Below are 22,992 nucleotides of genomic sequence, written 5' to 3' on the forward strand. Positions count from 1 at the left end.
TTAATGTCCTCCCTTGGGGGTGTCGTCGGGGTAGAGCGTTTCCGCCGGACCCTTTCTGGTGGATGATGCGGACTGTCCGCGGGTGAAATTGCTGTCCTCGCCGATCGCCTTGCCGACCTTGTGGAAGGCGCGGATCATTTCGGGGTGGTTGCCGAGGCCGCTCTCGTCGAGCAGCATGCGAAACGGTGAGCCGCGCGTGAAACCAAGCGCGTCGAGCGCGGAAGCCGCGGTGGCGATGGTCCGGCTCCAGTGCGGACCACCAATCTCCGGATCGGCCCGCGCGCTGTCCAGCCACGCCTTGCGGCTCGCCTGCACCTCGGACACGATCTGCTGATTGAGCCTGTCGGTAATGCCCCTGGCAAAGTCCGCCGCAACCGGCATCAGCTTGTTGGCTGCCTCATTCGATAGGCCGAGCTCGCGAAATACAGGCGTTGCCGCCTCGATCGCCACGGGGTCGAGCGTAATGCCCTCCGGCGCAGTCAGCTGATAGCTATGGGGGATACCGGAGGCGGCATCCGCGCCATCCAATCCATCTCTGCTGCCGGATGCCAGATCCTGCTCCGCGCCTAGTGCGGTGGGATGGTCATTGTCAAAGCCGTCAATCGTCGCCGGCTTTCCCCAGCTCTGATCCCCCGCGCTCTGGTCCGAGGTCTGCATAAGTGCTGTTTCGTCTGCCAAATCTTTTCTCCATTGGCTGCGATTGGACCTGTTCGCGCAGGGTTTGAATCAAGGTGAGAACAGGAATTGCGAAAGCGGACCGGTCAGGCTGGGCTTCTTCCAGGTCGCGCAGAATCTCGAGCACAAGCGAGCGCCGACCTTCGAGATAAAGGGTGCGACCATCGGCGCTCGAAGCGCTCGCATCGAACAGGCCAGCACGCTGGATCAGGTCGAACAGGAAGCGGCGAAAGGCCGCGCTTTCGAGCAAGATGTGTTTGTCGGCAGGGTCGGTCACTGCGCCATACCCATCAACGCCTTGACCGCCTCGGCCCCGTCCTTGGCCGGACCGGCCATTGCCGCCAGTTTGGCCGATTGCGCGTCCTGCGCCCGCCCGTCGCGCAGGTCCCGGGCATCGTCGACCGAGCGGATGATCCGGGGCGGCGCTCCCGCCCGGTCGGCGAAATCGTCCACCGCCGCGTCGATATCCAGCCGGTCGCCGGCTTCGGGAAACTGCGCGGCAAGCGATCCGATGAACGACACGGTCCGCTCGATCTGACCGATCCCGATCATCCGCTGCATCTGGGCAAGGATCGACACGAAATCGACCTTGATCGGTTCTCCCTGCAATTGCTCGGGCGCAGGCGGGAACAGCTTCTTGCGCGCCATGATCCCGAAGGTGCGGTCGATCGCCACCTCCAGCTTCTCATTGTTGACGCGTTCGATCACTGGCCCAAGCTGGGTCAGCTTCTCTTCATTGCGGCTCGCGATCTCCTCGATGTTGCGCGGCTGGATGCCGGCCATGTTGGTGATCGCCATGAACAGATCGGCATAGGTCAGCCGTCCGACTGCGTCGGCGCAACGTTGCACATCCTCCATGATCGCACCGATCACCGCCGGGTTCATCTGATATGGCACGATCACCCCTGCGGCATCGACCGCAGATGCCGAGACGACATTGCCCGCCTGCCCGGTCAGCTTGACCGATGCGGGCACGATTTTCTCCGGCCTGATCAGGAACTCGGTCGCCTCGGTCTTGCGCTTGGTCTGCAACTGCAGCTCGCGCATATCGGGCAGCGCATCGAACCCGGGCGACGTGCCATAGGTGTCGCCCCCGACCGTGTCCCAGCGCGGCGCCCAGAAGGGCTGTTCCTCGAAACCGCCGACGCTCAGCAGACGCTCCGCGTTACCGTCATTCTCATCCCAATAGACGGATCGCCACGGCTTGCCGCGCACGTCCTTTACGTCTGGCATCCGATCATCATTCGGCTCGATCGCATGAATGACGTTGACCGTCTCGTCATGGCGTCCATTGCCATAAGCGGTGCGCACAAAGTCGCTTGCCCCATCGAGCCCGAACGACTGCACCAGTTGATGCACCGTCATCGGCACGCGGCGGTACAGCGTGTCGGGCACGCTCGCATCGGACAAGGCGGTCCAGAATTCACCCGCGGTCAATGCGTGACACACAGCGCCCTCGCGCCAGTGATCGACCATCACACATGCCTCGGTGCCGAACATGCCCATCTCGGCATAGCCGGATTTCATCGCACCGTAGAAGTTGGTGCCTGCCAGGAACGCGTACATCCGCCGTTCGACCTCGGCCAACCAGGTCTTCACCGCGCCGTCGGCGGCGAGATCCTCGTCGAACGGCGCGAGCCGGAACCAAGGGCGCGAGGGCGAGGACAGACCGCTGGTCATGCCTCCGGTCAGGGTGCGGAAACTCAGGATCGCGTGGCTGTTGTAGATCGCTCGGTTGGTACGTCGGAAATTGCGATTCTGCTCCCCGTTGAGAAAACGCGAGCGCGAGGGTTGCGCATATTGCGCGATCTCGCGCCACTCTGCCTCATAGGGCAGGCGCGCGGATTTGAGTGCGGACAGGCGCCGGTTGCAGCGCTCCTTGAGTGTCTGTTCCATCAGCCCCCCAGGATCGTTGTGGTCGGTGCGCTGCCCATGCCAAGCGCACCGGTATAGGCCGACGCCATCAGTGCACGGCGGCGGCGAATCTCGTCATCGACTCGTAAGGCCGTCGCGCCGCCATCGGGCAGCTTCAGCGCCTGGCGTTCGGGAATCGTCTGGGCCTTGGGCGGCTTCGGTGTGCACATGATCAGCCCCCCAGCACAGTGGTGGTATTTGCACCCGAGGCGTTACCCAGCGCGTTCGGGTTGACGCGCGGCGGTGCGGCAGCCGGTGGAATCCGGCGTTGCACGCCATTGGTGGCCGGTTGCGAACCGCCCCTGATATCGGGCGATTTGCGCCCCACGATGCCGAGGACGATCCTGCGCATGGCGTCCCTTCCGTTTGGATTGCTTGAACACATTCACATCGGTTAGCCCCGGTCGCGACCATGTTGAATCGGACGGCATCGCAAATGCCTGGTCATTGATTCGGGTGGGACAATTTGTCCGAGGCCGGATCCCGGCTGCGGTCTGGCTCCAGGCGTGCCGGTGCCTAATTTCATCCGTCGGCCAGTTACCGGACGACCGCGGAGTTTCGATGATCATGGCACAATCCAACGATACCGCACGCGACCCGCCGCAAGCCGAAGGACTAGCGCGCTTTCGAGCTAATTCACCTATTCCCTTCCGTTCGCCCTGAGCTTGTCGAAGCCTGTCCTGAGCGCCTGCCTTGGCAGGCAGTCGAAGGGGGCCGTTCTCTGTGTCAACGCAGAGGAAGAAGGGCGGTGCTTCGACAAGCTCAGCACGAACAGGGGAAGATGCTTCTACCCAGGTCGATAAAATTCTGGCCCTCTATCGCCGCGCAAGCGCCAGCTTGATCCCGAATGCGATGAAGACGCCGCCGGTCAGCCGGTCTATTGATCTCACCACGGCCGGCCGGGACAGAGTACGGGTCAGCGGCACCGTCGCTGCGATCAGGATCCCGAGCCATGCCGTGCCGATCACCACATGGATCAAGCTGAGCAGGAAGCTGAACAGCGCGACATTCGCCCCGGCCGGCACGAACTGCGGCAGGAAGGTGATGTAGAACACACCCACCTTGGGATTGAGGATATTGGTCAGGAAGCCGCGCACAAAGACCTGCGCTGGTCGATCCGCCCGCTGCACGCCGCCCACCGCATCCAGGTCGATCGACTGGCGCGGGCTGCGGATCAATCGGATTCCCATCCACATGAGATAAGCGGCCCCGGCCCATTTCAGCGCGGTGAAAGCGATCTCCGACGCCGCCAGCAACGCTCCCAGCCCAACCGCAACCGCAGAGCCCCAGACGAGACAACCAAGGCCGATCCCGGCGGCCGCGAGCAAGCCGCGCCTTGCTCCGCTACCAGTCGCCGTGCGGAGCACCATCGCCGTATCGACGCCCGGCGTGATCGAAAGCAGGGTGGCGGCCACGACAAAGGCGATCAGCGACTGGACGACCGTCATGCGAAACTCCCGCTCCTGGATTCGTGACACCCTAACAAGCGGTTACAGCTTCAGCCAGAGGAAGCATGACGGCAATCTTCGGCACACCGCGCGGTCCAGGTATCAATTTGCTGGATAGCAGAACGAGGTTTGCCATCCATATTGCTTATACCAAGAATCGGGCGAAATTCTTAGTAAAACATTGTAATACATAACAATTATGCGATTTATCGCAATCGACAGCCTGCCTCGCCCGCCTCGCGCCGGAAATACGACACAAGGGGTGTCCCATATCTCTCGCTGCGCCTTCCGCAGCCCCGCCGCCGGCGACGATTCAACCATCGCGGAAGGTTGGGCATGCCCTCCCTTGCCGGGTGATCCGGCACGTTCTTTCTCAATGTCGAGTATTGCCAGTTCAGGCCGGGCAGGTACGCCCGACCTCAAAGACTCCAGGTCATGCAGAGTCCGGGCCCGCGACGCTTATTTGATCCGCTTCCAGGTTTGGGAACGACAGCCGATCCCGGCAAACAGACAGCCTTCGCCGACCATCGTCCGCGCGTCGATCAGCCGAAGCGTGCCCGAGAAGGTCTTGCCGATATCGGGCACGAACACCTCGCCACTCCACAGCCCCGGCGACTCGGGCTCGAAATCACGGAACAATTGTTCGCCGACCAGCGGGTCGGTGCCTTTACTTTGCGCATCGGCTTTCGCCTTGGGGCTCGCCCAGATCACCGTGCCGCAAATCCCCGGCCCGCATGGCTTGAACCTGACATGCACTGATTTGGCCGGATTCGCCCAGATGCCTGCGGGCGCAGCCGACTGGCCGAACGCAGGGGCGGTCGCCAACACCGCGGTCAACGCCATCATAGAACTGAAAACGCGCATCCGGTTTCTCCTCCGGGTTCTTGCCAATACCGCCAACGCCCCCCGGCCAAGGAATATCCGCCTGTCGGGCCGGCTTGACATGTTTCAGTGTCGCGCGAAGATCATTTCATGCTGCTGAATGAGCTGATCGACGTCGGTGCGGCCGCCCATGGAGGCCGTGTCGCAGTGCGCTTCGGCACGGCGGAATTGAGCTTTACCGAAGTCGACCAGCTATCGCGCAGCATCGCTTCGCTGCTTGCCGCTCGTGCCGCCCCGCTCTACCCCAAGGAAGTGGAAGACGCGCTGGTTGGGCATGCTCAGGTCGCCGAAGCCCTGGTGATCGGTGTACCGAGCGAGCAATGGGGCGAAGAGGTCGCCGCGTTCATTGTGGCCCGCGGCACCCCGCCCGACTCAGCCGCACTGATCGACCATTGCCGAGCCTTTCTCGCCGGCTACAAGCTGCCCAAACAAATCCATTTCATTGACGAAATCCCCAAAAGCGCGGTGGGCAAGCCGCTACGCCGTGCGGTGCGCGAGCCCTTCTGGGCCGGCCGCGAGCGCAGGATCTGAGCATGACCAATATAGTGATCGAACAGCGCGACATGGTGACGATCGTGACGATCGACCGCCCGGCGCGCCGCAATGCAGTCGATTCCGCCACCGCGATCGAGCTGCGCGCCGCGTTCGAGGCCTTCGATGCAAACCCCGCGGCAAAGGTCGCGATCCTGACCGGCGCGGGCGGTACCTTTTGCGCCGGCTACGACCTGCACAGCGTCCACGAGTCCACCCCACCTTATGACGCGCACGGACCCGGACCGATGGGCCCGACACGCATGCTGACCAGCAAGCCGGTGATCGCAGCGGTCGAGGGACATGCAGTCGCCGGCGGGCTTGAACTCGCCTTGTGGTGCGACCTGCGCGTTGCGGCGGAATCGGCGATCTTCGGCGTGTTTTGCCGCCGCTGGGGCGTGCCGTTGATCGATGGTGGCACCGTACGCCTGCCCCGGCTGATCGGCCAAGGCCGCGCGCTCGACATGATCCTTACCGGCCGCGCGGTCGATGCGACAGAAGCACTTGCGATCGGCCTCGCCAATCGCATCTGCCCATCGGGTGAGACGCTGGAACACGCGGTCGAGCTGGCCCGTACTATCGCTGCCTTCCCGCAACTGTGCATGCGTGCCGATCGTCTTTCGGCCTATCGCCAATGGGATTGCGACCTGTCCGACGCGCTGACGCAAGAAGGCGAAGGTGGTGAAGCTCCGCTCAGAACCGAGGGGTTGGCCGGCGCCGGCCGCTTCGCCCGCGGTGCCGGGCGCGGTGGGGTAACGGACGGAAAATGCGGAGCGGTCGACACAAGCCCTATTGCATGACAGCTGACGCAAAAATTCTGGCGTGACGACGCATTGGCGCTGCGATGTCGATATGTTCAAGACCAAGGCCGCCTCGCTCGCCGATCAGTTTGTCGATCAACTGGGGCGCAGCAATCGCGGTCGACAACCCGGTCCGCGCCCGTCGCGTCGCACGCCGCCATCTCGAGAAAAGCCGCGGGCGGAACCGCCAGATGATCGTTCTGCGCGACGAATAGCGTGCACCACGATGAAGTTGTCATACAAATAGTTGTCATACATTTAGGATGCTGATAGAGACTCGGGCGATTGGCGTCGCTTCGGGCCTCGAGCGCGATCGAACGGCTGGCAGCATCGCGGTTTCCCGATCGGCGCACCATGGCGACGGGGCACCACGATAACGAACAAGATAGTCGAGAGGGGATGCAATCATGTCGAGAGGCTCTGTGTTGCTGAAGGGCGCGACGTCCGCGCTGGCGCTGATCGTGGCGAACCCGGTATTGGCGCAGGACAGTCCCCCCGCCACCGCGCCGCAAAACGCTGCGCCGGTCGATAATGGCATCGCCGATATCGTCGTGACCGCGACCAAGCGCGTCGAACGCCTGCAGGACGTCCCCGTATCGGTAACTGCGCTGACCGCGGACGTGATCGAGCGCCAGAATGTCCGCGACATATCCGATCTGCCCAAGCTCGTCCCCGGCTTGACCGTCACCTATGGCTCGCAACCGGGCAATTTCAGCATCAACATGCGCGGCATCGGCACCTTCTCCAACGGTATCGCGGTTGAGTCCGACGTCGCGGTGGTGATCGACGATGTGCCGATCGGGCTACAAGCCTCGGCATTCAAGGATCTGATCGATGTGGAGCGGATCGAGGCGCTGAAGGGTCCGCAATCGACCCTTTTCGGCAAGAGTGCGATCGCCGGCGTGCTCAACATCACCACTCAGGCACCAACCGACACCTTTACCGGCCGGGTCACCGGCCTCGTTACCACAGATCATGAATGGCGCGTCGGCGGCACTTTGGCCGGCCCGATCAGCGACACGCTGAAGTTCCGCGTCACCGCTTCGCGTAACGTCTATGACGGCAACATCATCAACCTGACCACGGGCAATCGGCAAAATGGCAGCAAGGGCCTGACCGTCACCGGCAAATTGGTCTGGACTCCCTCCGACGATTTCACCGCGTCGATCCAGCCGCGCTACAACAAGACCGAGGCGACCTGCTGCGTCAGCCCGATCACCTCGCTAACCCCGGGCCTCTTCTATCAGGGCTTGCCGCAATTGCCCGCCAGCTCCGTGCTTGCCGGCATTCCCATCAACGATCGCCATAATGTCCGTATCCGCAACGATGAACGCGCCGGTGGCGATTCACGCATGTACGGCGCGACCTTCCACGCCACGTACACGACACCCGAAGACTCGTTCCTCGGCGGCGCGACGATCGGCTACATCCTTTCGTTCGACCGTTACCGCATGTTCGACTATCAGGACATTGACGGCACCGATCAGCCCTTCCTGCTCAACTTCCCCGCCGCATCGCCTTCCGGCATCAACAGCGGCGCGCGCATTCACGGCAATTTCCATGCGAATTCCGCAACGCAGGAACTGCGCATCACCTCGCCCGGCGACAAGCGATTCCGCTACATTGTCGGCCTATGGTATGCGCGCAATTCGCTCGACCGCTTCCTCGATCGCGGGCCGGTACTGCAATTCGTCCGCTATCTGGCGCAGAGCAACAATCGCAACTATTCCGCCTATACCGATCTCGCCTTCGACATCACCGACAAGCTGACGGCGGTCGGCGGCCTGCGCGTCAACCGGCAAAAGATCGACTATCGCTTCTCAAACTACACCGTGGCGGCGCCTTTCACGCTGCGCGGCGCCGATTCCGACAACGCAGTCACCGGCAAGGCCGGCCTGCAATATCATTTCACGCCCGACATCATGACCTATGCGACCTATTCGACCGGGTATAAGGGTCAGGCCTATGATCTGGTCAGCACGTTCAGCGCGCGCTTCGCCGCGGCCGGCCCCGTGCCGCCGGAGACCGCGAAGAATTACGAAATCGGCTTCAAGAACAGCCTGTTCAATCGTCATCTCATCCTTAACGCGACCCTGTTCTCGACCGAGTATAAGGGATTCCAGACTTCGGTGCAGTCTTTCCTGCCCGACGGTACCTATCTCACCTTCCTCAATTCGATCGGCAAGCTGCGCACGCGTGGCGTGGAACTCGAGGTCCTGGCCAAACCGTTCCAGGGCCTGAGTCTCAACGGCTCCGCTGCCTATACCGACGCCAAGATCATAGACTTCCCCCTTTGGCCCCTGCTTTTCAAACCAGACGGTAGCGCAGGGCTGCATCCTCGATCCGCGCGTCACGGTGAACCCCGGCAAGGTCCAGGACCTGAGCGGCAAGCGGCTCAACAACGCGCCCGAATTCAAGTTCAATTTGGGTAGCCAGTACGATTTCCCGCTCGGCGACTCCCTGGGTGGCTTTCTGACTTTATCCTATCGCTGGCAGAGCAAGATCAACTTCGCGCTCAACCAGGATCCAGTCACAGTGCAAAAGCCCTATGGTGTGTTCGACGCTTCGGTCGGCGCGACCGCGGGCGATGGCAAGTACAAGCTCAGCCTGTTCGTCAACAATGCCTTCAACAAGCATTATGCGGTCGGACTCGGCAATACGACGTCGGGCTTCAGCGCACCGGGCGTGGTCGCCTCCGGCACCACTTGGCAACCAGCACGCGACTCGTTCCGTTATGCCGGCATGCGCCTCGACGCGAGTTTTTAGGACCTCAAACCCAATCCAGATCTCCTCCGCCTTCCAGACGGGGAGCGGAGGATAGATCGATTCCGACATGCTCGCGCGAGATTGCGGTCGCGCGAATCCTGCCTATCACAATATAATCATACACTTTCCATGGAGCGGGAGTCCCCGACCCGGACTGGATCGTTGCGTACGCGTATCGACAAATTGACCGTCGGCGGTTGCTCCGAAATTGCACGGTTCGAAACAATGATCGCAATGCAGCTGTTGAAGGCCATGACTTTACATGCAAGGCTGGATCTTCGACTTTCGCTACCACGGATAATCGGTAACCATTGTATTGTTGTCACAATTCCTTCGCTTCAAGTCATGGAACGAAGAGCGCGTTTGCATGTGCCTCGATGATGCGTAAGCTACCAGAGCGGGTCGCAACCGCACTTGTATAAATTGGGGGGCATACCCAATGGTGCAATCGAACATAGTCGACAATCATGGCAGAAGCGTCTCGGTCGGTCGGCACGCCGAGGAAGTCTCAACGGTGGTCGGCCAGCTTGCCGAGCTCGATCGAACAATCGCCCATCATTATGACGATCTCTATGACTTCGGCGAAACCGCGCGAACGCTCGACCAGTCGAACGCGCTGCTTGCTTCGGCGCTTGATGGAGTGCGCGCAGTAACGACCCAGGCAAATGCCCGGCTTGCCAGCGCGACCGTCCGGCTCAACGCGATGGCGCGCGATGCGCCGACCAAGGGCGCGACGATCCGCGGGCTGCTCGATCTGGGCCTGGACCAGCAGGCGCATCATGGGGGTTCGCTTGCCGATGCGATGGCCCGGCTCCACACCCTTTCAGCGACGGCGAAGACGCTCGCCGGAACGCTCGATACCACCGCGGAACAAGCGCGCGACAGCCAGTCGCTGGGCGTCGCCGCTGCGTTGCATGTGTTGAGCGGGGATCTCATGACGATCGCCGGTGACCTTGCGCTCGAACGGCAGCGGGTCGGCACCGGCCATGCCCACTGGGCACGGAATGCGGCCGGGATCGCGAATGATGTCGAAGAATTCATGAACGGCTTGAGTGAGCCGCTCGCCGCTCTGCGCGAGGTCGATGAACTGTTGTCGGCCGGCATCGAAGGCGGCCGGATGGTCGCTGAAATCTTCAGCGAAGCGAATGCTGTTTCGTCGAACCTGTTCCAGCTGATCGCCGGGGCCGCTCGAGCGCTGGGCCAGGCGCGCGTGCTGCTCCGCCAGACCCAGGCGCGCGCGACACGGCTTGAACAGGCCGGGCGGGTTGCGTTCGAGCGTGCCGCTGCACTCGGCCTGAATGATGAGGATAAGGCCTATGTGACGCTGGCGATCGATTTGCGCGATCGGTTGCAGACACTGACCCAGAGCGCACTCGAACAAGGGACGCTCAGCATCGAACAATTGTTCGACCACGAATATCGGCTGATCCCCGATAGCCTGCCCGAACGTTTCCGGACCTCGCTGACCGAGTGGGCGGACGCGGAGTGGCGGCCATTTCTCGACTCGGCCCTGACATGCGCGCCGCATATCCGTTCGGCGGTATGCAGCGACATGAGCGGGTTCCTGCCGACGCATATCTCGTCCCGCTCGCAACGGCCGACCGGCGATCCGGCGCACGATATCGGCAACTGCCGCAATGGCCGCATCATGTATGATGATCGGCTGCGCCAATATAAGGAAAATGCCGGCGACTTCACCGCAACGATCTATCGCATGGACGATTATAGCGGCGGATTCATCGTCGTGCGGCTGATCTTCGTGCCGCTCTCTTTCGCAGGGAAGCGCTGGGGTGACTTCGAGCTGGCCTATTCAATCTGACGGGCCGGGAAGTTCGAATGGCGAGGAAAACCCGATGAGCTGGTCCGCCGCGCAATATGTCCGGTTCGAAGCGGAGCGAAACCGCCCGATCCACGACCTTCTCGCCCGGATCCCGATGACCAATGTCCGCCGCGGGATCGATATCGGTTGCGGCCCGGGCAATTCGACCGAGCTCCTCCAGGCACGTTTCCCCAGTGCCGAGCTGAGCGGCATCGACAGTTCCGCCGACATGATTGCGGCAGCGTGCAAGCGGTTGCCCGCAGTGCATTTTGCAGTCGAGGATATCGCAGACTGGCACGATCCCGGACGGTTCGACCTGATCCTTGCCAATGCCGCGCTGCAATGGGTGCCGGACCATGCGACGCTGCTCCCCGCATTGATCGGAAGGCTTGCGCCGGGCGGCAGTCTCGCCGTGCAAATTCCCGACAATCTCGACGAACCCGCTCACCAGCTGATGCGCGACGTGGCAGCCGAGGGACCCTGGGCCGCGACGCTGGCCGGAGCGGGCGCGGCCCATGCCAATCGCCACTCGCCCGACTGGTATCACCGCGCACTATATGGACGCGTCGCAGGCGTCGATATCTGGCGCACCGTCTATTATCATCAGCTCGCGGGCGGGCCCGGCGCGATAGTCGAATGGTTCAAGGGAACCGGCCTGCGCCCATTCCTCGACCGGCTCGACGATGTACAACAGACCGCGTTTCTCGAGCGGTACGGCGCCCGGATCGCCACCGCCTATCCGGCATTTGCCGATGGCATGGTGCTGTTCCCCTTCCCGCGCCTGTTCATCGTCGCGACGCGCGGCACATAAGTCGGCTCAGGCGGCCTGAACCTCGCGCGAGCGCTCCACCGCGCGCTCGATCCAGGCGGCGACTTCGACCGGTGCGGTAAGCGGGATCATGTGCCCCCCGTCGATCAGCGTGACATCGGCATGCGCGATCACTTCCGGCAGGCGCTCGCCATGCAGGACCGGGTCGAGGATCGCATCGCCACGGCCATAGAGGATCGCGACAGGCATGCCGATCTCCCCATAACGTGCGACGATCGGCGCGAGGGAGTCGGGGGTCTGAGTCAATTCGGTCGAGGCCGTGAACACCGCGACCGGCCGCTGCACCAGCAGGCCACCGCCGCGCACACCGAAATCGGCCGGGATCGGTTCGGGCGCGAAGACCTGCTCGGCTGATTTAGCTCCCGCCAGCACGGACATCGGCACCGCCACGACCGAGGCGACGAAACGCCGCACGCCGCGCGATCGGATATCCAGTCCCTTGAACGCCGCCGGCGGCGTGTCGATCACGCGGGTCAGCGCGGCAAGCAATGCGACGCCGCGGAGCGATGCCGGATGCGTCACCGCCAGGGTCAGCGCCACAGCACCGCCAAGCGAATGGCCGACGACCAGCGGCCGGTCGAGCCCAAGCCGTTCGATCAGCGCGGCGACCAGATCGGCCTGTGCGACAAGCGAGAAAGCGCCCGGCCTCGGTGCCGAATAGCCCGACCCCGGTCGGTCGACCACCACGACGCGATGCCGCTGCGCCAGCAATTCGGTCAGTGCATAGGTGAAATTATGGCTGTTGCCGGCCAGGCCGTGGATCAACACGATCGCCCCGCCCTCCCCCTGCTCGACCGATCCCTTGTCGACATAATGGAGCCGCTGCCCATCGATCTCGATAAAGCTTCCCTGCGCCGGTACCTCCCGCTCCACAAAGCGCGTGCGCGCCTGGGTATAGACCAGCCCCGCGGCGATCAGCGCGGCCAGAACGATCAGGATCACGAAGACGATGGTCATGGGACGGCCCTTTATACTTTGAGCGGATCAAAGCATCGATCGCCGCCGGATGCCAGCGCGACATGATGACTACCCGCACCTACGAAGCTGTCATTGATCGCGGTGAACGGAAATTACGTTGCGGCATAGCCACCTTCGCGCAAAGGCACGCCTTCATTTGTCGGGAGGTCCGATGTTTCGTCGCCAAGCCATGCGTCTGTTCGTTCCGATCCTGGCCGGTGGAAATTTTCGCGACCGTTTCTGGGCCTGCCTCGGCGCGCTGGTCGGCGTCGCGCTCACCGGCCTGCTCTGCTCGCTCATGCTGTCGCCCGCCGCCTTCGCCATGCTGGTCGCGCCGGTCGGCGCGTCTGCTGTGCTGCTCTTCGCGGTGCCGGCCAGCCCGATGGCGCAACCATGGTCGATCATCGGCGGCAATATCATCTCCGGATTGGTTGGCGTGGCGGTCGCGCAGACCATATCGTCGCCGGCGCTGGCGACGGGCCTTGCGGTCGGCGGTGCGATCCTCGCCATGTCGCTGCTGCGCTGCCTGCATCCGCCAGGTGGCGCGGTGGCGCTGACCGCAGTGATCGGCGGCAAGATGGTCACCTCGGCGGGATTTCTGTTCGCGCTGGTGCCGGTCGGGCTCAATTCGGCATTGCTCGTGCTGACCGGCATCCTGTTCCACCGCCTGTCCGGCCATTCCTATCCGCACCGCGCCGTGCCCGTGGCCGGACATGTCCTGCCGCCCCAATCGCCCCCGATCTTCCATCCCGAAGATGTCGATCGCGCGCTCGCCGATCTCGGCGAGACGTTCGATGTCGGGAAAGCTGATCTCGAACTGCTGTTTCGGCAGGTCGAGCTTCACGCCCGAGAGAGAAGCCAGCGCCCGGCCTGACCGCGCCCGGGTGGCATTCCGCCCGGCCATCGGGCATCCTCGCCGCAGAACCGGGCTGAAAGGACGACCGCATGGGCGGAGACGGCATGGGCGCGCTGGCGGCGGTCATCCTCGGCGCGATGATCCTGATCCTGCTCGCGGGGTTCGGCATCGGTTTCGTCCTCGGCCGCGTTATCGCCGGAAGGTTCGGCTGGCAGAGCGGCAAGCGGACGCTCGCCGCACTCGGCATGGGCGCCACCGGGCTCTGCATCGGCGCATTGATCGTCATCGCGACCTTCTTTGAAAGCACCTGGTCTCCACCGCCCATGATCCGTTTCGATGTGCCGCCCGGCTTCGCCACACATTGGGTGATCCTGCTCGAGGATCGCACCGCGTCGGCCACGATCGCCTGGCGCGGCATGGAGCTGCCTTTCTCCGGCAAGAGCGCGGCGATCCGCGTGCCGAGATCGGGTGTGGTGCGCGTGCGCGACCTGGGCGAGATCGCTGGCCGCGGCGATATCCGCACCCATTGGAGCGATGGCGCACGGAGCATCGGCTTTGCCGGTGGTCCGGCACCGAAGGCGAGCGGCGCGACATTCTACAGCGCCTTCGACCGCGACGGGCCGCGCGCGGCGCGGAGCGAGGCCCCGCCCTTTGGCGACGAAGCCGCACTGGCCGCCTATGTCGCGGCGCGCGAGCGGGGAAGCGCGCCCTAGTCAACGCTCGCCTGGCTCTTCCGCCATGAACGCGGCGATGTCCTGCGCCAGCCGCTCGGCATGGGTCAGCGGCAGGCCGTGCGGCGCGCCTTCATAGACGATCAGCCGCGCATCGGGGATAAGCGCTGCTGTCCGAGCACCGGTCACGGCGAGTGGCGCCGACACGTCCTGGTCGCCATGCACCACCAGTGCCGGGACATAGATGCGCGCCAGATCGGCGCGGAAATCGGTCGCGACATTGGCCTGGGCAAGCTGGACCGCAGCCAGCAGCGACGTGCCGAGCATCATGCGCTGCCCCCATTGCTTCATCGCATCGCTGGTCCCGGCGACGAAGAAGGGATCGGTATTGGCCGCGATCCAGGCCGGAAAGTCGGTCATCAACAAATCGCTGCCCGCCGCCAGCACCGCGCCGTCAATCCCTTCGGGATTGTCGTCGGTGCGCAGCAGGAACGGCGTGATCGCACCGACCAGCACGACGCGATCGATCCCGGCCCCATCATGGCGCGAGAAATAGCGCGCGACCTCCATCGCCGCCATCGAGTGCGCGACCACGGTCAGCCCGCGCAGCCCGAGCGCATCGATCACCGCAGCGATATCATCGGCCAGCGTATCATGATCATAGCCGCAGCCCGGATCGGACGAGCGGCCATGCCCGCGCCGATCGAACGACAGGCAGCGATGCCCGCGTGCGACAAAGCCGACCATTTGCGGGCCCCAGAAATCGGACGGCAGCGTCCAGCCGGACAGGAACAGGATCGGCTCGCCGCTCCCCAGTCGCGTACCGCTAGGCGCGCGCCGTCGGCCGTCTCGACCGTGTCGATCCGCGAGGCGACTGCGCCGCCGTGGATTGAATGAGCTGCGAATGATCCGTGCATGATGTGCCTCCTGGCCTGTGTTGCCGGGAGAAAATGCGCAGGGTGCGAGCCGAAGTCGATTACGTCACAGGTAATCGAATCGCGGAATTCATCGAGCAGCGTCATTTCGCGCATTATTCGATCAAAAATGAACCGAAGCGCGCGCCGATCATTATGCCGGTTCGATCCGAAGCCAACAGGAGGCAAAATGACGCGACCATCGACGACCTTGATCGCAGCACTGGCGGGCATCGCCGCATTGTCCGGATGCAGTGCCCTGACCGGTGGTCCCGGCAATGGCGACATCGAGCGCGTCGCGCGCGAGCAGATGGCGGCATCGCTCCAGGATCCGAACGCCAACCCGGCCGCCAAGGCCGCGCTGGAAAAGGCACTGGCGGATGCGACGATCTCGCCCAAGGGGATGTGCAATGGCCAGGCCGAGCCCGGCGTGCAGGTCTGCGCCGTCGATGTGAATATCCAGATGCCGGGCACCGCAGCCAAGGCAAGCCAGCCCTTTATCGTCAAGCTGACCAAGGGCAGCGACGGCAAGTGGAAGGGCGCGCCGGACTGACCGCGGCGACGCGTTGCCCGCACCGGGCCGATAGGCGATATCGTTCCGCGATCGATTCGATCCGGAAGGATATCGCCATGGCCACTCCAATCATCCACCGCAGCGCCCTGCGCCTCATCGCAGCCTCGCTGGTCGCGACCGCGACCGCCGCGAGCGCGGAGACCATCACGATCAGCGGGCGCTTTCCCGCGCAGAATCGTGAGGCAAGCTATTTGCAGCGGCTGGCGATCGACCGCTTTGCCGGCCGTGACGGCGAGCCGCTGGCCAACGCCATCGCCGCCGCCTTGTCGCGCGCGGAGAATGCAAGCGGTCCGCACTTCACTTTGCTCGGCGATACCGGCGGGCGCGCGCCTCGCGCCGATGGCGTGCTCAGCGGATCGGCGACGTCGGATTGGGAGGAGCACCGCGTGACGCTGCAGCGCCGCCGCTGCATCGAACGGGCGGCGCCCAAGGACGGCAAGAAGCGTCGCGACGACGATGAGGGCGAATGCCTCAAATATGCCGATGTGCCCGTCCCCTGCATGCAGCGCACGATCACCCTGACCGCCTCGCTTCGCCTGGTACGCATCGCGGACGGCGCGATCGTCTACACCGCCAGCAAGCCACGCAACGAAACGGTAAGCTGGTGCCCGCGCGATACCCTGCCGCGCGCCGCCGAAATGGTGATCGCGGACATGATCGACAGCGTTGCCGGCGAGACGCGCGGCGACATCGCACCACATGGCGACACCTACAAGGTCCGTTATCGCGAGGATCGCGCCGGTCTGTCCAAGCCGCTCGCGGCGCGCTTCAAGGATGTGCTGAGACTGTCCAAGAGCGACAGCCGCGGCGCCTGCGAAGGATGGGAGGCGATCGACCGCGACCAGCCCGGCCAGTTGTCGATCGTCTTCAATCGTGGCCTGTGCGCCGAGCAGCGCGGCGATTATCCAGTCGCGCTGACCCTTTACCGCCAGGCGCGGGGGATGAAGAGCGCCGACGATATCAACACCGCGATCGGACGCGCCCAGGCGCTCATCGCCGGGACGGAGGACGAAGCGCGCTTCCGGCGGCGGCGCGGATGATCTTTCATCCATTATAGCGACGCGACCGACATCAAATTGCCGCGAAGCGCTGCGCTTGGTGCGGCGGGGGCGAATCGATGGAGACTCGATCGATGCGCAAGACGTTGCTGACCTGCCTGACCCTGCTGACCACCACCATGATCGCCGTCCCTGCATGGGCGCAGGACGCGTCGCCGCCGCCGCCGCCGGGCGCGCGACCACCGGGCATGGCCGGCGACCGCCCGCATGGCCGCCTGTTCATCAGCCCGATGGGCGAGCCGTTTCGCGGCGACAAGCCGGTCGATAGCTGGTTCGACGGTGCCGACACCAATCATGATGGCGCACTCGACCTGGCGGAATTCACGCATGACGAGCAGCGCTTCTTCGCGGTACTCGACCGCGGCCATGACGGGGAGATCGACCCCGACGATATCGAGAATTACGAAACCGCGATCGCGCCCGAGATCCGCGTGCGCGATGCCGGCGGCGGGGGTGGCGCCGCCCGCCGCGGTGGCGGCGGGGGCGGTGGTCATCGCGGGGGCGGGGGTGGCGGCGGTCGTCATGGCGGCGGCGGTATGCGCGGTGGCGGAGGTGGTGGTGGCGAAGGTGACGCCTCGTCCGGCGACGGAGAGAAACGCGTCACCTATGGCAAGCAGGGTGCCGCGCGATTCAGCTATTTCGATTTTCCCGAACCGGTCACCATCGCCGACACCAATTTCAACCGCGGCGTCGATCCGCGCGAATTCGATACCGCCGCCCGGCAGCGTTTCGCCCAGCTCGACAAGAATGGCGACGGCAAGATCGAGAAGAGCGAACTTCCCCGCATCACCTTCGGCCGGGGCGATCAAGGCGGCAGCCGGGGCGGCGAGCGGGGCGAGCACCGGGGCGACCGGCGCTGGAACGGTCAGGGTGACAATCGTGGCGGCGGGCAATATGGCGGCACGGACCCGGCCGGCACCACACCGCCGCCGGAGCAATAAGCGCGCTACGCGCCGATCATCCGCCGCATGAACACCGTACCCGCAACCGGCGTGTCGTAATAGGGCTCGGCCATTTCGAAACCCGCCGCGCGATACAGCCCCTGCGCGGCGGCCATGGTCGGCAGCGTGTCGAGCCACATCTCGGCATAGCCGATCCGCCGCGCCTCGATGATCAACGCCTGCATCAGTGCGCGGCCCAGCCCCGTGCCGCGCCCGGCGGGCGCAACATAGAGCCGCTTCATCTCGCAGCGGCCGGCGGCAGCCATTGGCCTGAGTGCGACGCACCCTATCGGCTCGCCCTCGCCGGATCGCGCCAGCAGCAGCGCACCATGTGGCGGCGCATAGTTCCCCGGCAGTCCCGCCAGCTCGGCGGCAAAATCCTGATAGGCCAGGTCGATCTCGAGCGATGCGGCATAGTCGCCGAACAGCATGGCGACCGCCGCCAGATCGGCTGCTCCAATCGCTGGAGAAATGGAAATATCGGAGGCCATGCGCCACTCCATGCCAACACGAGCCGTGCGTGCCAACCGGCAGCAAGCCTGTCGAACCAGCGCAAGATCTGCATGGTTTCCCGACATCGTGCGGCTAGGAGGAGCGGATGAAATTCCGTCTCTCCTATGCGCTGGCCGCGCTCGCCCTGTTCGCGGTCGAGATCGCCATTGCATTGTTCGTCCATGACCGTCTGATCCGCCCGCATATCGGCGACAGCCTGGCGGTGATCCTGCTCTATCTCGCGCTCCGCGCCGTGACGCCGTTGCGCGTCATGCCTGCCGCCGGCATCGCCCTCGCCGTCGCCGTCGCGATCGAATTCGGCCAGCTCTTCGGCCTGATCGGCGCGCTCGGGCTCAGCGGCAATATCGCCGCCCGCTTCCTGCTTGGCGCGGGCTTCGATCCGCTCGACTTCATCGCCTATGCCGCCGGCGCGCTTTTCGTGATTGCAGTCGAACGGATGCGCCGGCGAACCGGATAATGCGTCATACCAAAATCCCGAGAGCCTGAGGTTTTCCATGCCGGCCGCGATAACGGCGGTTGAGCGGGGGTTGAATCGCACCCGTGCACCGGCAGGGATGAGGTGAAATGGGGGAGATATGGGACACCGGATTGTCCGATATCTCCCCCGCAAGCCCTCAGTCCCGCGATGTCGGGGCGACATGGCGCGGCGTATACTCGCCGGGCTGCCCGCCCCAGATGTTGGAGATGAAGGCCGGCCCGCGCTGGTGCAAGGCATGGCCGCGCGCACCGCTGTCATGGTCGGGTTTCAGCACCTGGACGTCGTCATAGTCGCCGCCATTCTGGTGCCGGAACGCGATCGGCTCGGTCGTCGTGGCCGATAGCAGCCGGTCGATATAGGCTAGCGCCATCGCCTCGACCGCTGCGGCATCGGCCTGGCGCACTTCGTAGAAGATCGTCGGCGGCAGCACCGCCATGCCGGGGTAGAACAGCACGCCGTGCTGGATCGGCCACAGAATATCGTCGACCGCGCCATTGACGCCGCGCGGTCCATATTGCGCCATGCGTCCGCCGACCGTCATCGCGACCATCGCGCGGCGACCCTCCAGCATACCCTCACCGAAGCGCTTGCCCCAGTTCGGCCCGCCATGCGGTCCGACGCCATAGGCGAAGCCCAACGCATAAACCCGGTCGATCCAGCCCTTCATGATCGCCGGCATGCCGTACCACCACATCGGGAATTGCAGCACGACCATATCGGCCCAGAGCAGGCGGCGCTGCTGTTCGGCAATGTCGGCCGACTGCGCATCCGCGGCATAGGCTACGCCCGACGCCTTGCCGTAATCGAGCCGCTCCTCATCCGCTGCGCGTGCCGGAAAATCGCCGGCATCGGCGACCGCCTTCCAGCCCATCGCATAGAGATCCGACACGATCACCTCATGCCCGGCCGCCTGCAGCGCGGCGACGCCGCGATCCTTCAGATAGCCGGTCAGCGATGCGGGCTCGGGGTGAGCATAGATGATGAGATATTTCATGGGGCAATCCTTGATTGTGCCTCCCCGATCTAGTCAGCCTCTGCTATCCATAGAAATCGATAAATCACCGTTCAGGTATAAATGAAATGGATAGCAAGAAGCTCGACCTCAACCTGCTGGTGGCGCTCGACGGCCTGCTCACCGAGCGCAACGTCACGCACGCGGCCGCCCGACTGAACCTCAGCCAGCCGGCGCTCAGCGCTCAGCTTGCGCGGCTGCGCGACCTGTTCGGCGACCCATTGTTCGTCCCGGTGCAGCGCGGCGTGTTGCCGACCCCATTGGCCAGGGATCTGCAGCAGCCGTTACGCGAGGCGCTCAACCGGATCTCTGCGCTGATCAGCGGCGCACACGCCTTCGATCCGGCCGAGGCCGAGATCAGCTTCACGATTGCGGCGAGCGATTACATGCAGACGATCCTGCTGCCCTTCCTGCTGTGGGTGAACGACACGGCGCCGGGCGTGCGGATCATGCTCCGGCCCAGCGGGCGATCGGCGATGGCCGATCTGGAGAATGGCGAGATCGACATCGCCTTCCTCCAGCCGAGCGAAGCGAGCGGACCGCGCCTGCATCGGCTCGACATGCTCGGCGAACGCTATGTCGGCGTGATCCGCAAGGGCGGACTCGACGCCCGGCCCATGACGCTCGAGCGCTTCATCGCCGAGCGCCACATCATCGTCTCGCCCCGCGCCGATGGCTTTGAAGGCCCGACCGACGAAGCGCTGGCCGCGCTTGGTCTCACCCGCCGCGTCGCCTTCGCCTTTTCATCCTTCGTGTTCCTGCTCGACACCATCATCGACAGCGACCTGATCGCGCTGGCGCCGGAGCGGCTGGCGCTGCGCTATGCCGAGCTGGTCGACCGGTTCGAGCCCCCGATTGCGGTTCCCGGCTTCAGCATTGCGATGGTGTGGCACGACCGCACCCATGATCATCCGGCGCGAGCATGGCTGCGCGAGCGGCTGGCGGAGTTTTGCGCGGATCAGTGAATGGGGTTGCGATCATGGTTGCGGACTCGACCCATTCGCACGCTGGCGCGAACGGGTCGTCCGGCGCGGCACTGACCGGCTCAAGCCGTGCCGCCGGGGGAGATCAGAGGCCGAAAGTCAGCTGGCTGAACGACGAAGCGCAGCCCGAGCCGCCGCCGGCACATAGCAGCCAGCTTTGAAATAGCCCTTGTTGTCGTCATATCCGGTCACCGTGCGGCGCGACAACACGGTGTTGCCTTTAATGCTCACTTCGATGTCGAACGCGGTGGTCGAGCTTTTGCGCGCCATAAGGCGCGCGCCACGTTCACATCACTTTGACCAGGCCGTAGATTCATAAACCGGACGGTCCGCTTTCGACCTACATTCAGATATTCCGGCGGGTCGCAGCGCTTCCCACTAGCGGAAGTCCGTTCGCCTCGCTTCTACGGCCGGTTTGGCGAACGCAGTTGTTGACGGGAGCGGCTTGGGATGGGTGGTTAGCGGACATTAAGCGATATAGGTTGACTTGAGGTCTGACGACGATGGGGAAGTGCGATGGGCGAGCGAGAGATAAAGGCCTTTGCGCTCGCCCCGCTGCCTTTGGTGGCTCCGCTGCTATTGGCGATCGCTGTTAATGCAGTAGCCGGCGATACGGGAGACGGGGGATACGCGGGCGTTTTCTTCGCCATGTTGGCGTTCGCTCTGCTCAGCTACGTCGCTACTCTTTTGATCGGAATTCCCATCCACCTAGTGTTGCAGCATTTCCGGAAAACAGGTTTGATCCATTACCTGAGCCTCGCCGTCCTGCCCTTCCTTCTTCTTGCTGGAGCGATTGCTGTTTGGCTCCAGTTGGCCCCGGCTCCGGTTCCGCCCGTCAACCCGTTCGGCTTATACATGAATGGCGGCGTCGCCATAAAATGGACGCTGGTCTTTGCAGCGATTGCATCGCTGTCGGCCACCACTTTCTGGTATGCCGGAGTGAGGCAGCCGAAACCCTGAACGTCGGTTCTTGGGTCGACTCCAGCCCGGCAGTTTCGCGGCGGCGAGGCCCCATAAACCGACATTCAGCGGCCACCTAATGCCTCCCTACTCCGGACGTTCGTTAATCTGGGCTCGACAAATAGCTTTCGACCGAAGCTAAGTCGCGGACCTAACCCAAGGATTTCCCATATGCAGGCCATCGCGTGGCTGATTTCTGTTGCTGTGTGTATCGCTTTGCTGATCGTCGCTCCGCGATTTGGCACCGGGTTCGTCATCAAACATTCGGTAGGCGCGATCATCGGCGGAACAGTCCTGGTTGTGATGATTGCCCTCGCGTTGCGTGGGCTAAAAGTGCAGCCGTCGCACGCCTTCACGACGGCTCTGTTCCAGCTGCTGTTCACGGCCGTCGTCGCCGCAATGCTCAACATCATGAACTTTGTCTTTCATGGAATGGTTAACGCGCAGATCGCGTTCCACAAGCGCTACAATGCCGCAAACCTGCACCGCTTTCCGATCAGTTTCCTTATCGGCTATGAGCGCCAGCTGAAAATGTTCGGCACGATGATGTGGTGCTTCGGATCGGCTTTGATGCTCTATGGCGTCTGGTTCGACATGAAGGTGTGAGCGCCGGTATGCGTCAACCGAGCGCGGCCACGCCTCGAAGTCGTTTCGCGAACAAGATGCGGAAGACCGTGGATCAAGCGTCGCCCAATGCACTCGAGGATAAAGACGGCCGTGGCGGCCGAAGTTGCTGGTCCTCGTGCTACCTCCCGGTAATCAGCCTGTGCCGAAGATCTTCAGCCGCTTCAGCAAGGACCCAGTTGCGGACGTTCGGCCCTGCCCTACCGCTTATCCGAAGCGGACATTCGTTCATCTCAAACGGCCGTTTCGGATGACGCGACCTGTCGCCTGAACGTCAGCGACTGGTGTATGGCAGACATTTGCTAACACGCCCGCAAGTAAAGGTTATGAAGGGCAACGCGCATAACCGGCGATGCCGATATCGGCAACACCGGGCTGATCTATTTGAGCTTGCACTTCAGCTCTCTCATCACTGATCACGATGGCATTGTCGTAGTTTCTATCGATAAACACCCCATACAACATGACTTTGCCGGTCTGAAGGTCCTTGATCCACAAATGATAGTGATCTCGGTCACCGACCTCTAATCGGACAAGCGGCTGCGTTTTTCCATTGCCCCAATCGAGGCCCCTTGGACTGAGGATCAGGTACCTCTCACCCGGCTTATCGCAAGTAGGTTTTGTGGTAAGGTTTGTAGCGAGGTATTTTCCAAACAGGTCGGCACCCGCTTTCGCGTCCTGAATTGCGAGCATCGAGGCGACGATGAACGAAAGCATTCAACTTCCTTGGACACAGAGGATACGCGGAGCAATTTTCAACTTGGCCGGAGTGTATCGGGAGCCGCCG

General features: G+C 63.5%; 28 protein-coding genes. 15 read left to right on the forward strand and 13 right to left on the reverse strand.

The annotated features are described in order from the left end of the window. The 7 genes from H3Z74_RS16385 to H3Z74_RS16415 all read right to left on the reverse strand — a co-directional run bounded on the left by H3Z74_RS16385 (position 1) and on the right by H3Z74_RS16415 (position 4,901). A complete protein-coding gene (locus H3Z74_RS16385) occupies positions 1 to 657 on the reverse strand; it encodes a hypothetical protein (RefSeq protein ID WP_187760647.1) in 657 nt (218 codons plus the stop codon). Next, complete coding sequence (locus H3Z74_RS16390; RefSeq protein ID WP_187760648.1) at positions 599 to 952, reverse strand: Bbp19 family protein; 354 nt, start codon at positions 950 to 952, stop codon at positions 599 to 601. Before H3Z74_RS16390 ends, H3Z74_RS16385 begins: the two co-directional genes overlap by 59 nt. Continuing rightward, the gene (locus H3Z74_RS16395) at positions 949 to 2,571 is read right to left on the reverse strand and encodes a portal protein (protein ID WP_187760649.1); all 1,623 of its coding nucleotides are present in this window, start codon (positions 2,569 to 2,571) and stop codon (positions 949 to 951) included. The genes H3Z74_RS16390 and H3Z74_RS16395 overlap by 4 nt, the downstream gene beginning before the upstream one ends. Continuing rightward, positions 2,571 to 2,759, reverse strand: a complete 189-nt coding sequence (locus H3Z74_RS16400; RefSeq protein ID WP_187760650.1) for a hypothetical protein — start codon at positions 2,757 to 2,759, stop codon at positions 2,571 to 2,573. The genes H3Z74_RS16395 and H3Z74_RS16400 overlap by 1 nt, the downstream gene beginning before the upstream one ends. 2 nt (positions 2,760 to 2,761) lie before the next feature. Then, on the reverse strand, positions 2,762 to 2,941 hold the full coding sequence (locus H3Z74_RS16405; RefSeq protein ID WP_187760651.1) for a hypothetical protein: 180 nt from the start codon (positions 2,939 to 2,941) through the stop codon (positions 2,762 to 2,764). Between the two features lie 463 nt (positions 2,942 to 3,404). Next, the gene (locus tag H3Z74_RS16410) at positions 3,405 to 4,037 is read right to left on the reverse strand and encodes a LysE family translocator (RefSeq protein ID WP_187760652.1); all 633 of its coding nucleotides are present in this window, start codon (positions 4,035 to 4,037) and stop codon (positions 3,405 to 3,407) included. Between the two features lie 459 nt (positions 4,038 to 4,496). Beyond that, complete coding sequence (locus H3Z74_RS16415) at positions 4,497 to 4,901, reverse strand: DUF2147 domain-containing protein (protein ID WP_187760653.1); 405 nt, start codon at positions 4,899 to 4,901, stop codon at positions 4,497 to 4,499. Positions 4,902 to 4,988: 87 nt separating this feature from the next. On the opposite strand from H3Z74_RS16415, the gene H3Z74_RS16420 reads away from it, so the two are divergent. From H3Z74_RS16420 to tam, 6 genes are all read left to right on the forward strand, one after another. After that, positions 4,989 to 5,450, forward strand: a complete 462-nt coding sequence (locus H3Z74_RS16420) for an AMP-binding enzyme (protein ID WP_187760654.1) — start codon at positions 4,989 to 4,991, stop codon at positions 5,448 to 5,450. A gap of 2 nt (positions 5,451 to 5,452) precedes the next feature. Further along, on the forward strand, positions 5,453 to 6,250 hold the full coding sequence (locus tag H3Z74_RS16425) for a crotonase/enoyl-CoA hydratase family protein (RefSeq protein ID WP_187760655.1): 798 nt from the start codon (positions 5,453 to 5,455) through the stop codon (positions 6,248 to 6,250). A 407-nt stretch (positions 6,251 to 6,657) separates the two neighbouring features. Next, positions 6,658 to 8,682 (forward strand): TonB-dependent receptor, encoded by a 2,025-nt coding sequence (locus H3Z74_RS16430; RefSeq protein WP_268234741.1) that lies wholly within the window; start codon positions 6,658 to 6,660, stop codon positions 8,680 to 8,682. Then, the gene (locus H3Z74_RS24655) at positions 8,606 to 9,016 is read left to right on the forward strand and encodes a TonB-dependent receptor domain-containing protein (protein WP_268234742.1); all 411 of its coding nucleotides are present in this window, start codon (positions 8,606 to 8,608) and stop codon (positions 9,014 to 9,016) included. The genes H3Z74_RS16430 and H3Z74_RS24655 overlap by 77 nt, the downstream gene beginning before the upstream one ends. A gap of 439 nt (positions 9,017 to 9,455) precedes the next feature. Continuing rightward, a complete protein-coding gene (locus H3Z74_RS16435) occupies positions 9,456 to 10,835 on the forward strand; it encodes a hypothetical protein (protein WP_187760656.1) in 1,380 nt (459 codons plus the stop codon). Positions 10,836 to 10,869: 34 nt separating this feature from the next. Next, positions 10,870 to 11,646: a trans-aconitate 2-methyltransferase gene (gene tam / locus H3Z74_RS16440; protein ID WP_187760657.1), complete on the forward strand. Its 777-nt coding sequence runs from the start codon at positions 10,870 to 10,872 to the stop codon at positions 11,644 to 11,646. Positions 11,647 to 11,652: 6 nt separating this feature from the next. Here tam and H3Z74_RS16445 read toward each other — a convergent pair whose 3' ends face one another. After that, positions 11,653 to 12,621: an alpha/beta fold hydrolase gene (locus H3Z74_RS16445; protein ID WP_187760658.1), complete on the reverse strand. Its 969-nt coding sequence runs from the start codon at positions 12,619 to 12,621 to the stop codon at positions 11,653 to 11,655. A gap of 172 nt (positions 12,622 to 12,793) precedes the next feature. On the opposite strand from H3Z74_RS16445, the gene H3Z74_RS16450 reads away from it, so the two are divergent. Both H3Z74_RS16450 and H3Z74_RS16455 read left to right on the forward strand, forming a co-directional pair. Beyond that, on the forward strand, positions 12,794 to 13,495 hold the full coding sequence (locus H3Z74_RS16450; RefSeq protein ID WP_315444157.1) for an HPP family protein: 702 nt from the start codon (positions 12,794 to 12,796) through the stop codon (positions 13,493 to 13,495). Between the two features lie 71 nt (positions 13,496 to 13,566). Next, a complete protein-coding gene (locus tag H3Z74_RS16455; RefSeq protein WP_187760659.1) occupies positions 13,567 to 14,190 on the forward strand; it encodes a hypothetical protein in 624 nt (207 codons plus the stop codon). Here H3Z74_RS16455 and H3Z74_RS16460 read toward each other — a convergent pair whose 3' ends face one another. After that, positions 14,191 to 14,895, reverse strand: coding sequence for an alpha/beta fold hydrolase (locus H3Z74_RS16460; RefSeq protein ID WP_229726633.1), 705 nt, complete (start codon positions 14,893 to 14,895; stop codon positions 14,191 to 14,193). A gap of 357 nt (positions 14,896 to 15,252) precedes the next feature. Here H3Z74_RS16460 and H3Z74_RS16465 point away from each other — a divergent pair, with 357 nt between their 5' ends. The 3 genes from H3Z74_RS16465 (at position 15,253) to H3Z74_RS24660 (ending at position 17,635) form a co-directional block, all read left to right on the forward strand. Beyond that, positions 15,253 to 15,615, forward strand: a complete 363-nt coding sequence (locus tag H3Z74_RS16465) for a hypothetical protein (RefSeq protein WP_187760660.1) — start codon at positions 15,253 to 15,255, stop codon at positions 15,613 to 15,615. 77 nt (positions 15,616 to 15,692) lie between these two features. Next, on the forward strand, positions 15,693 to 16,676 hold the full coding sequence (locus tag H3Z74_RS16470; RefSeq protein WP_187760661.1) for a hypothetical protein: 984 nt from the start codon (positions 15,693 to 15,695) through the stop codon (positions 16,674 to 16,676). A 92-nt stretch (positions 16,677 to 16,768) separates the two neighbouring features. Beyond that, the gene (locus H3Z74_RS24660; protein ID WP_261300401.1) at positions 16,769 to 17,635 is read left to right on the forward strand and encodes an EF-hand domain-containing protein; all 867 of its coding nucleotides are present in this window, start codon (positions 16,769 to 16,771) and stop codon (positions 17,633 to 17,635) included. A 5-nt stretch (positions 17,636 to 17,640) separates the two neighbouring features. Here the strand turns inward: H3Z74_RS24660 and H3Z74_RS16480 are convergent, their stop codons facing one another. Continuing rightward, a complete protein-coding gene (locus H3Z74_RS16480) occupies positions 17,641 to 18,126 on the reverse strand; it encodes a GNAT family N-acetyltransferase (RefSeq protein WP_187760663.1) in 486 nt (161 codons plus the stop codon). Between the two features lie 107 nt (positions 18,127 to 18,233). Here H3Z74_RS16480 and H3Z74_RS16485 point away from each other — a divergent pair, with 107 nt between their 5' ends. Continuing rightward, positions 18,234 to 18,605 carry a ribosomal maturation YjgA family protein gene (locus tag H3Z74_RS16485; protein ID WP_187760664.1) on the forward strand — a complete coding sequence of 124 codons (372 nt, stop codon included), beginning with the start codon at positions 18,234 to 18,236 and terminating at the stop codon, positions 18,603 to 18,605. 157 nt (positions 18,606 to 18,762) lie between these two features. Here the strand turns inward: H3Z74_RS16485 and H3Z74_RS16490 are convergent, their stop codons facing one another. Further along, a complete protein-coding gene (locus tag H3Z74_RS16490; RefSeq protein ID WP_187760665.1) occupies positions 18,763 to 19,620 on the reverse strand; it encodes an NAD(P)H-dependent oxidoreductase in 858 nt (285 codons plus the stop codon). 86 nt (positions 19,621 to 19,706) lie between these two features. Here H3Z74_RS16490 and H3Z74_RS16495 point away from each other — a divergent pair, with 86 nt between their 5' ends. Further along, positions 19,707 to 20,603, forward strand: coding sequence for a LysR family transcriptional regulator (locus tag H3Z74_RS16495; RefSeq protein WP_187760666.1), 897 nt, complete (start codon positions 19,707 to 19,709; stop codon positions 20,601 to 20,603). 117 nt (positions 20,604 to 20,720) lie between these two features. Here the strand turns inward: H3Z74_RS16495 and H3Z74_RS16500 are convergent, their stop codons facing one another. After that, positions 20,721 to 20,891: a hypothetical protein gene (locus H3Z74_RS16500; protein WP_187760667.1), complete on the reverse strand. Its 171-nt coding sequence runs from the start codon at positions 20,889 to 20,891 to the stop codon at positions 20,721 to 20,723. Positions 20,892 to 21,137: 246 nt separating this feature from the next. Between H3Z74_RS16500 and H3Z74_RS16505 the strand changes: the two genes are divergently transcribed. Next, on the forward strand, positions 21,138 to 21,581 hold the full coding sequence (locus H3Z74_RS16505) for a hypothetical protein (protein WP_187760668.1): 444 nt from the start codon (positions 21,138 to 21,140) through the stop codon (positions 21,579 to 21,581). 171 nt (positions 21,582 to 21,752) lie between these two features. Then, complete coding sequence (locus H3Z74_RS16510; protein WP_187760669.1) at positions 21,753 to 22,187, forward strand: hypothetical protein; 435 nt, start codon at positions 21,753 to 21,755, stop codon at positions 22,185 to 22,187. Positions 22,188 to 22,529: 342 nt separating this feature from the next. On the opposite strand, the gene H3Z74_RS16515 is transcribed toward H3Z74_RS16510, so the two are convergent. Beyond that, positions 22,530 to 22,922 carry a hypothetical protein gene (locus tag H3Z74_RS16515; protein ID WP_187760670.1) on the reverse strand — a complete coding sequence of 131 codons (393 nt, stop codon included), beginning with the start codon at positions 22,920 to 22,922 and terminating at the stop codon, positions 22,530 to 22,532. Positions 22,923 to 22,992 lie beyond the last annotated feature (70 nt).

The organism is Sphingomonas alpina (assembly GCF_014490665.1).
Taxonomy (GTDB): Bacteria; Pseudomonadota; Alphaproteobacteria; order Sphingomonadales; family Sphingomonadaceae; genus Sphingomonas; species Sphingomonas alpina.

Excerpts from the sequence above, each read along its gene's own strand:
- H3Z74_RS16385 (WP_187760647.1), bottom strand. The coding sequence starts at position 657 with ATGCAGACCTCGGACCAGAGCGCGGGGGATCAGAGCTGGGGAAAGCCG.
- H3Z74_RS16395 (WP_187760649.1), bottom strand. The coding sequence starts at position 2,571 with ATGGAACAGACACTCAAGGAGCGCTGCAACCGGCGCCTGTCCGCACTC.
- H3Z74_RS16400 (WP_187760650.1), bottom strand. The coding sequence starts at position 2,759 with ATGTGCACACCGAAGCCGCCCAAGGCCCAGACGATTCCCGAACGCCAG.
- H3Z74_RS16405 (WP_187760651.1), bottom strand. The coding sequence starts at position 2,941 with ATGCGCAGGATCGTCCTCGGCATCGTGGGGCGCAAATCGCCCGATATC.
- H3Z74_RS16410 (WP_187760652.1), bottom strand. The coding sequence starts at position 4,037 with ATGACGGTCGTCCAGTCGCTGATCGCCTTTGTCGTGGCCGCCACCCTG.
- H3Z74_RS16415 (WP_187760653.1), bottom strand. The coding sequence starts at position 4,901 with ATGCGCGTTTTCAGTTCTATGATGGCGTTGACCGCGGTGTTGGCGACC.
- H3Z74_RS16425 (WP_187760655.1), top strand. The coding sequence starts at position 5,453 with ATGACCAATATAGTGATCGAACAGCGCGACATGGTGACGATCGTGACG.
- H3Z74_RS16430 (WP_268234741.1), top strand. The coding sequence starts at position 6,658 with ATGTCGAGAGGCTCTGTGTTGCTGAAGGGCGCGACGTCCGCGCTGGCG.
- H3Z74_RS16435 (WP_187760656.1), top strand. The coding sequence starts at position 9,456 with ATGGTGCAATCGAACATAGTCGACAATCATGGCAGAAGCGTCTCGGTC.
- tam (WP_187760657.1), top strand. The coding sequence starts at position 10,870 with ATGAGCTGGTCCGCCGCGCAATATGTCCGGTTCGAAGCGGAGCGAAAC.
- H3Z74_RS16445 (WP_187760658.1), bottom strand. The coding sequence starts at position 12,621 with ATGACCATCGTCTTCGTGATCCTGATCGTTCTGGCCGCGCTGATCGCC.
- H3Z74_RS16450 (WP_315444157.1), top strand. The coding sequence starts at position 12,794 with ATGTTTCGTCGCCAAGCCATGCGTCTGTTCGTTCCGATCCTGGCCGGT.
- H3Z74_RS16455 (WP_187760659.1), top strand. The coding sequence starts at position 13,567 with ATGGGCGGAGACGGCATGGGCGCGCTGGCGGCGGTCATCCTCGGCGCG.
- H3Z74_RS16460 (WP_229726633.1), bottom strand. The coding sequence starts at position 14,895 with ATGGTCGGCTTTGTCGCACGCGGGCATCGCTGCCTGTCGTTCGATCGG.
- H3Z74_RS16465 (WP_187760660.1), top strand. The coding sequence starts at position 15,253 with ATGACGCGACCATCGACGACCTTGATCGCAGCACTGGCGGGCATCGCC.
- H3Z74_RS16470 (WP_187760661.1), top strand. The coding sequence starts at position 15,693 with ATGGCCACTCCAATCATCCACCGCAGCGCCCTGCGCCTCATCGCAGCC.
- H3Z74_RS24660 (WP_261300401.1), top strand. The coding sequence starts at position 16,769 with ATGCGCAAGACGTTGCTGACCTGCCTGACCCTGCTGACCACCACCATG.
- H3Z74_RS16480 (WP_187760663.1), bottom strand. The coding sequence starts at position 18,126 with ATGGCCTCCGATATTTCCATTTCTCCAGCGATTGGAGCAGCCGATCTG.
- H3Z74_RS16485 (WP_187760664.1), top strand. The coding sequence starts at position 18,234 with ATGAAATTCCGTCTCTCCTATGCGCTGGCCGCGCTCGCCCTGTTCGCG.
- H3Z74_RS16490 (WP_187760665.1), bottom strand. The coding sequence starts at position 19,620 with ATGAAATATCTCATCATCTATGCTCACCCCGAGCCCGCATCGCTGACC.
- H3Z74_RS16495 (WP_187760666.1), top strand. The coding sequence starts at position 19,707 with ATGGATAGCAAGAAGCTCGACCTCAACCTGCTGGTGGCGCTCGACGGC.
- H3Z74_RS16500 (WP_187760667.1), bottom strand. The coding sequence starts at position 20,891 with ATGGCGCGCAAAAGCTCGACCACCGCGTTCGACATCGAAGTGAGCATT.
- H3Z74_RS16505 (WP_187760668.1), top strand. The coding sequence starts at position 21,138 with ATGGGCGAGCGAGAGATAAAGGCCTTTGCGCTCGCCCCGCTGCCTTTG.
- H3Z74_RS16510 (WP_187760669.1), top strand. The coding sequence starts at position 21,753 with ATGCAGGCCATCGCGTGGCTGATTTCTGTTGCTGTGTGTATCGCTTTG.
- H3Z74_RS16515 (WP_187760670.1), bottom strand. The coding sequence starts at position 22,922 with ATGCTTTCGTTCATCGTCGCCTCGATGCTCGCAATTCAGGACGCGAAA.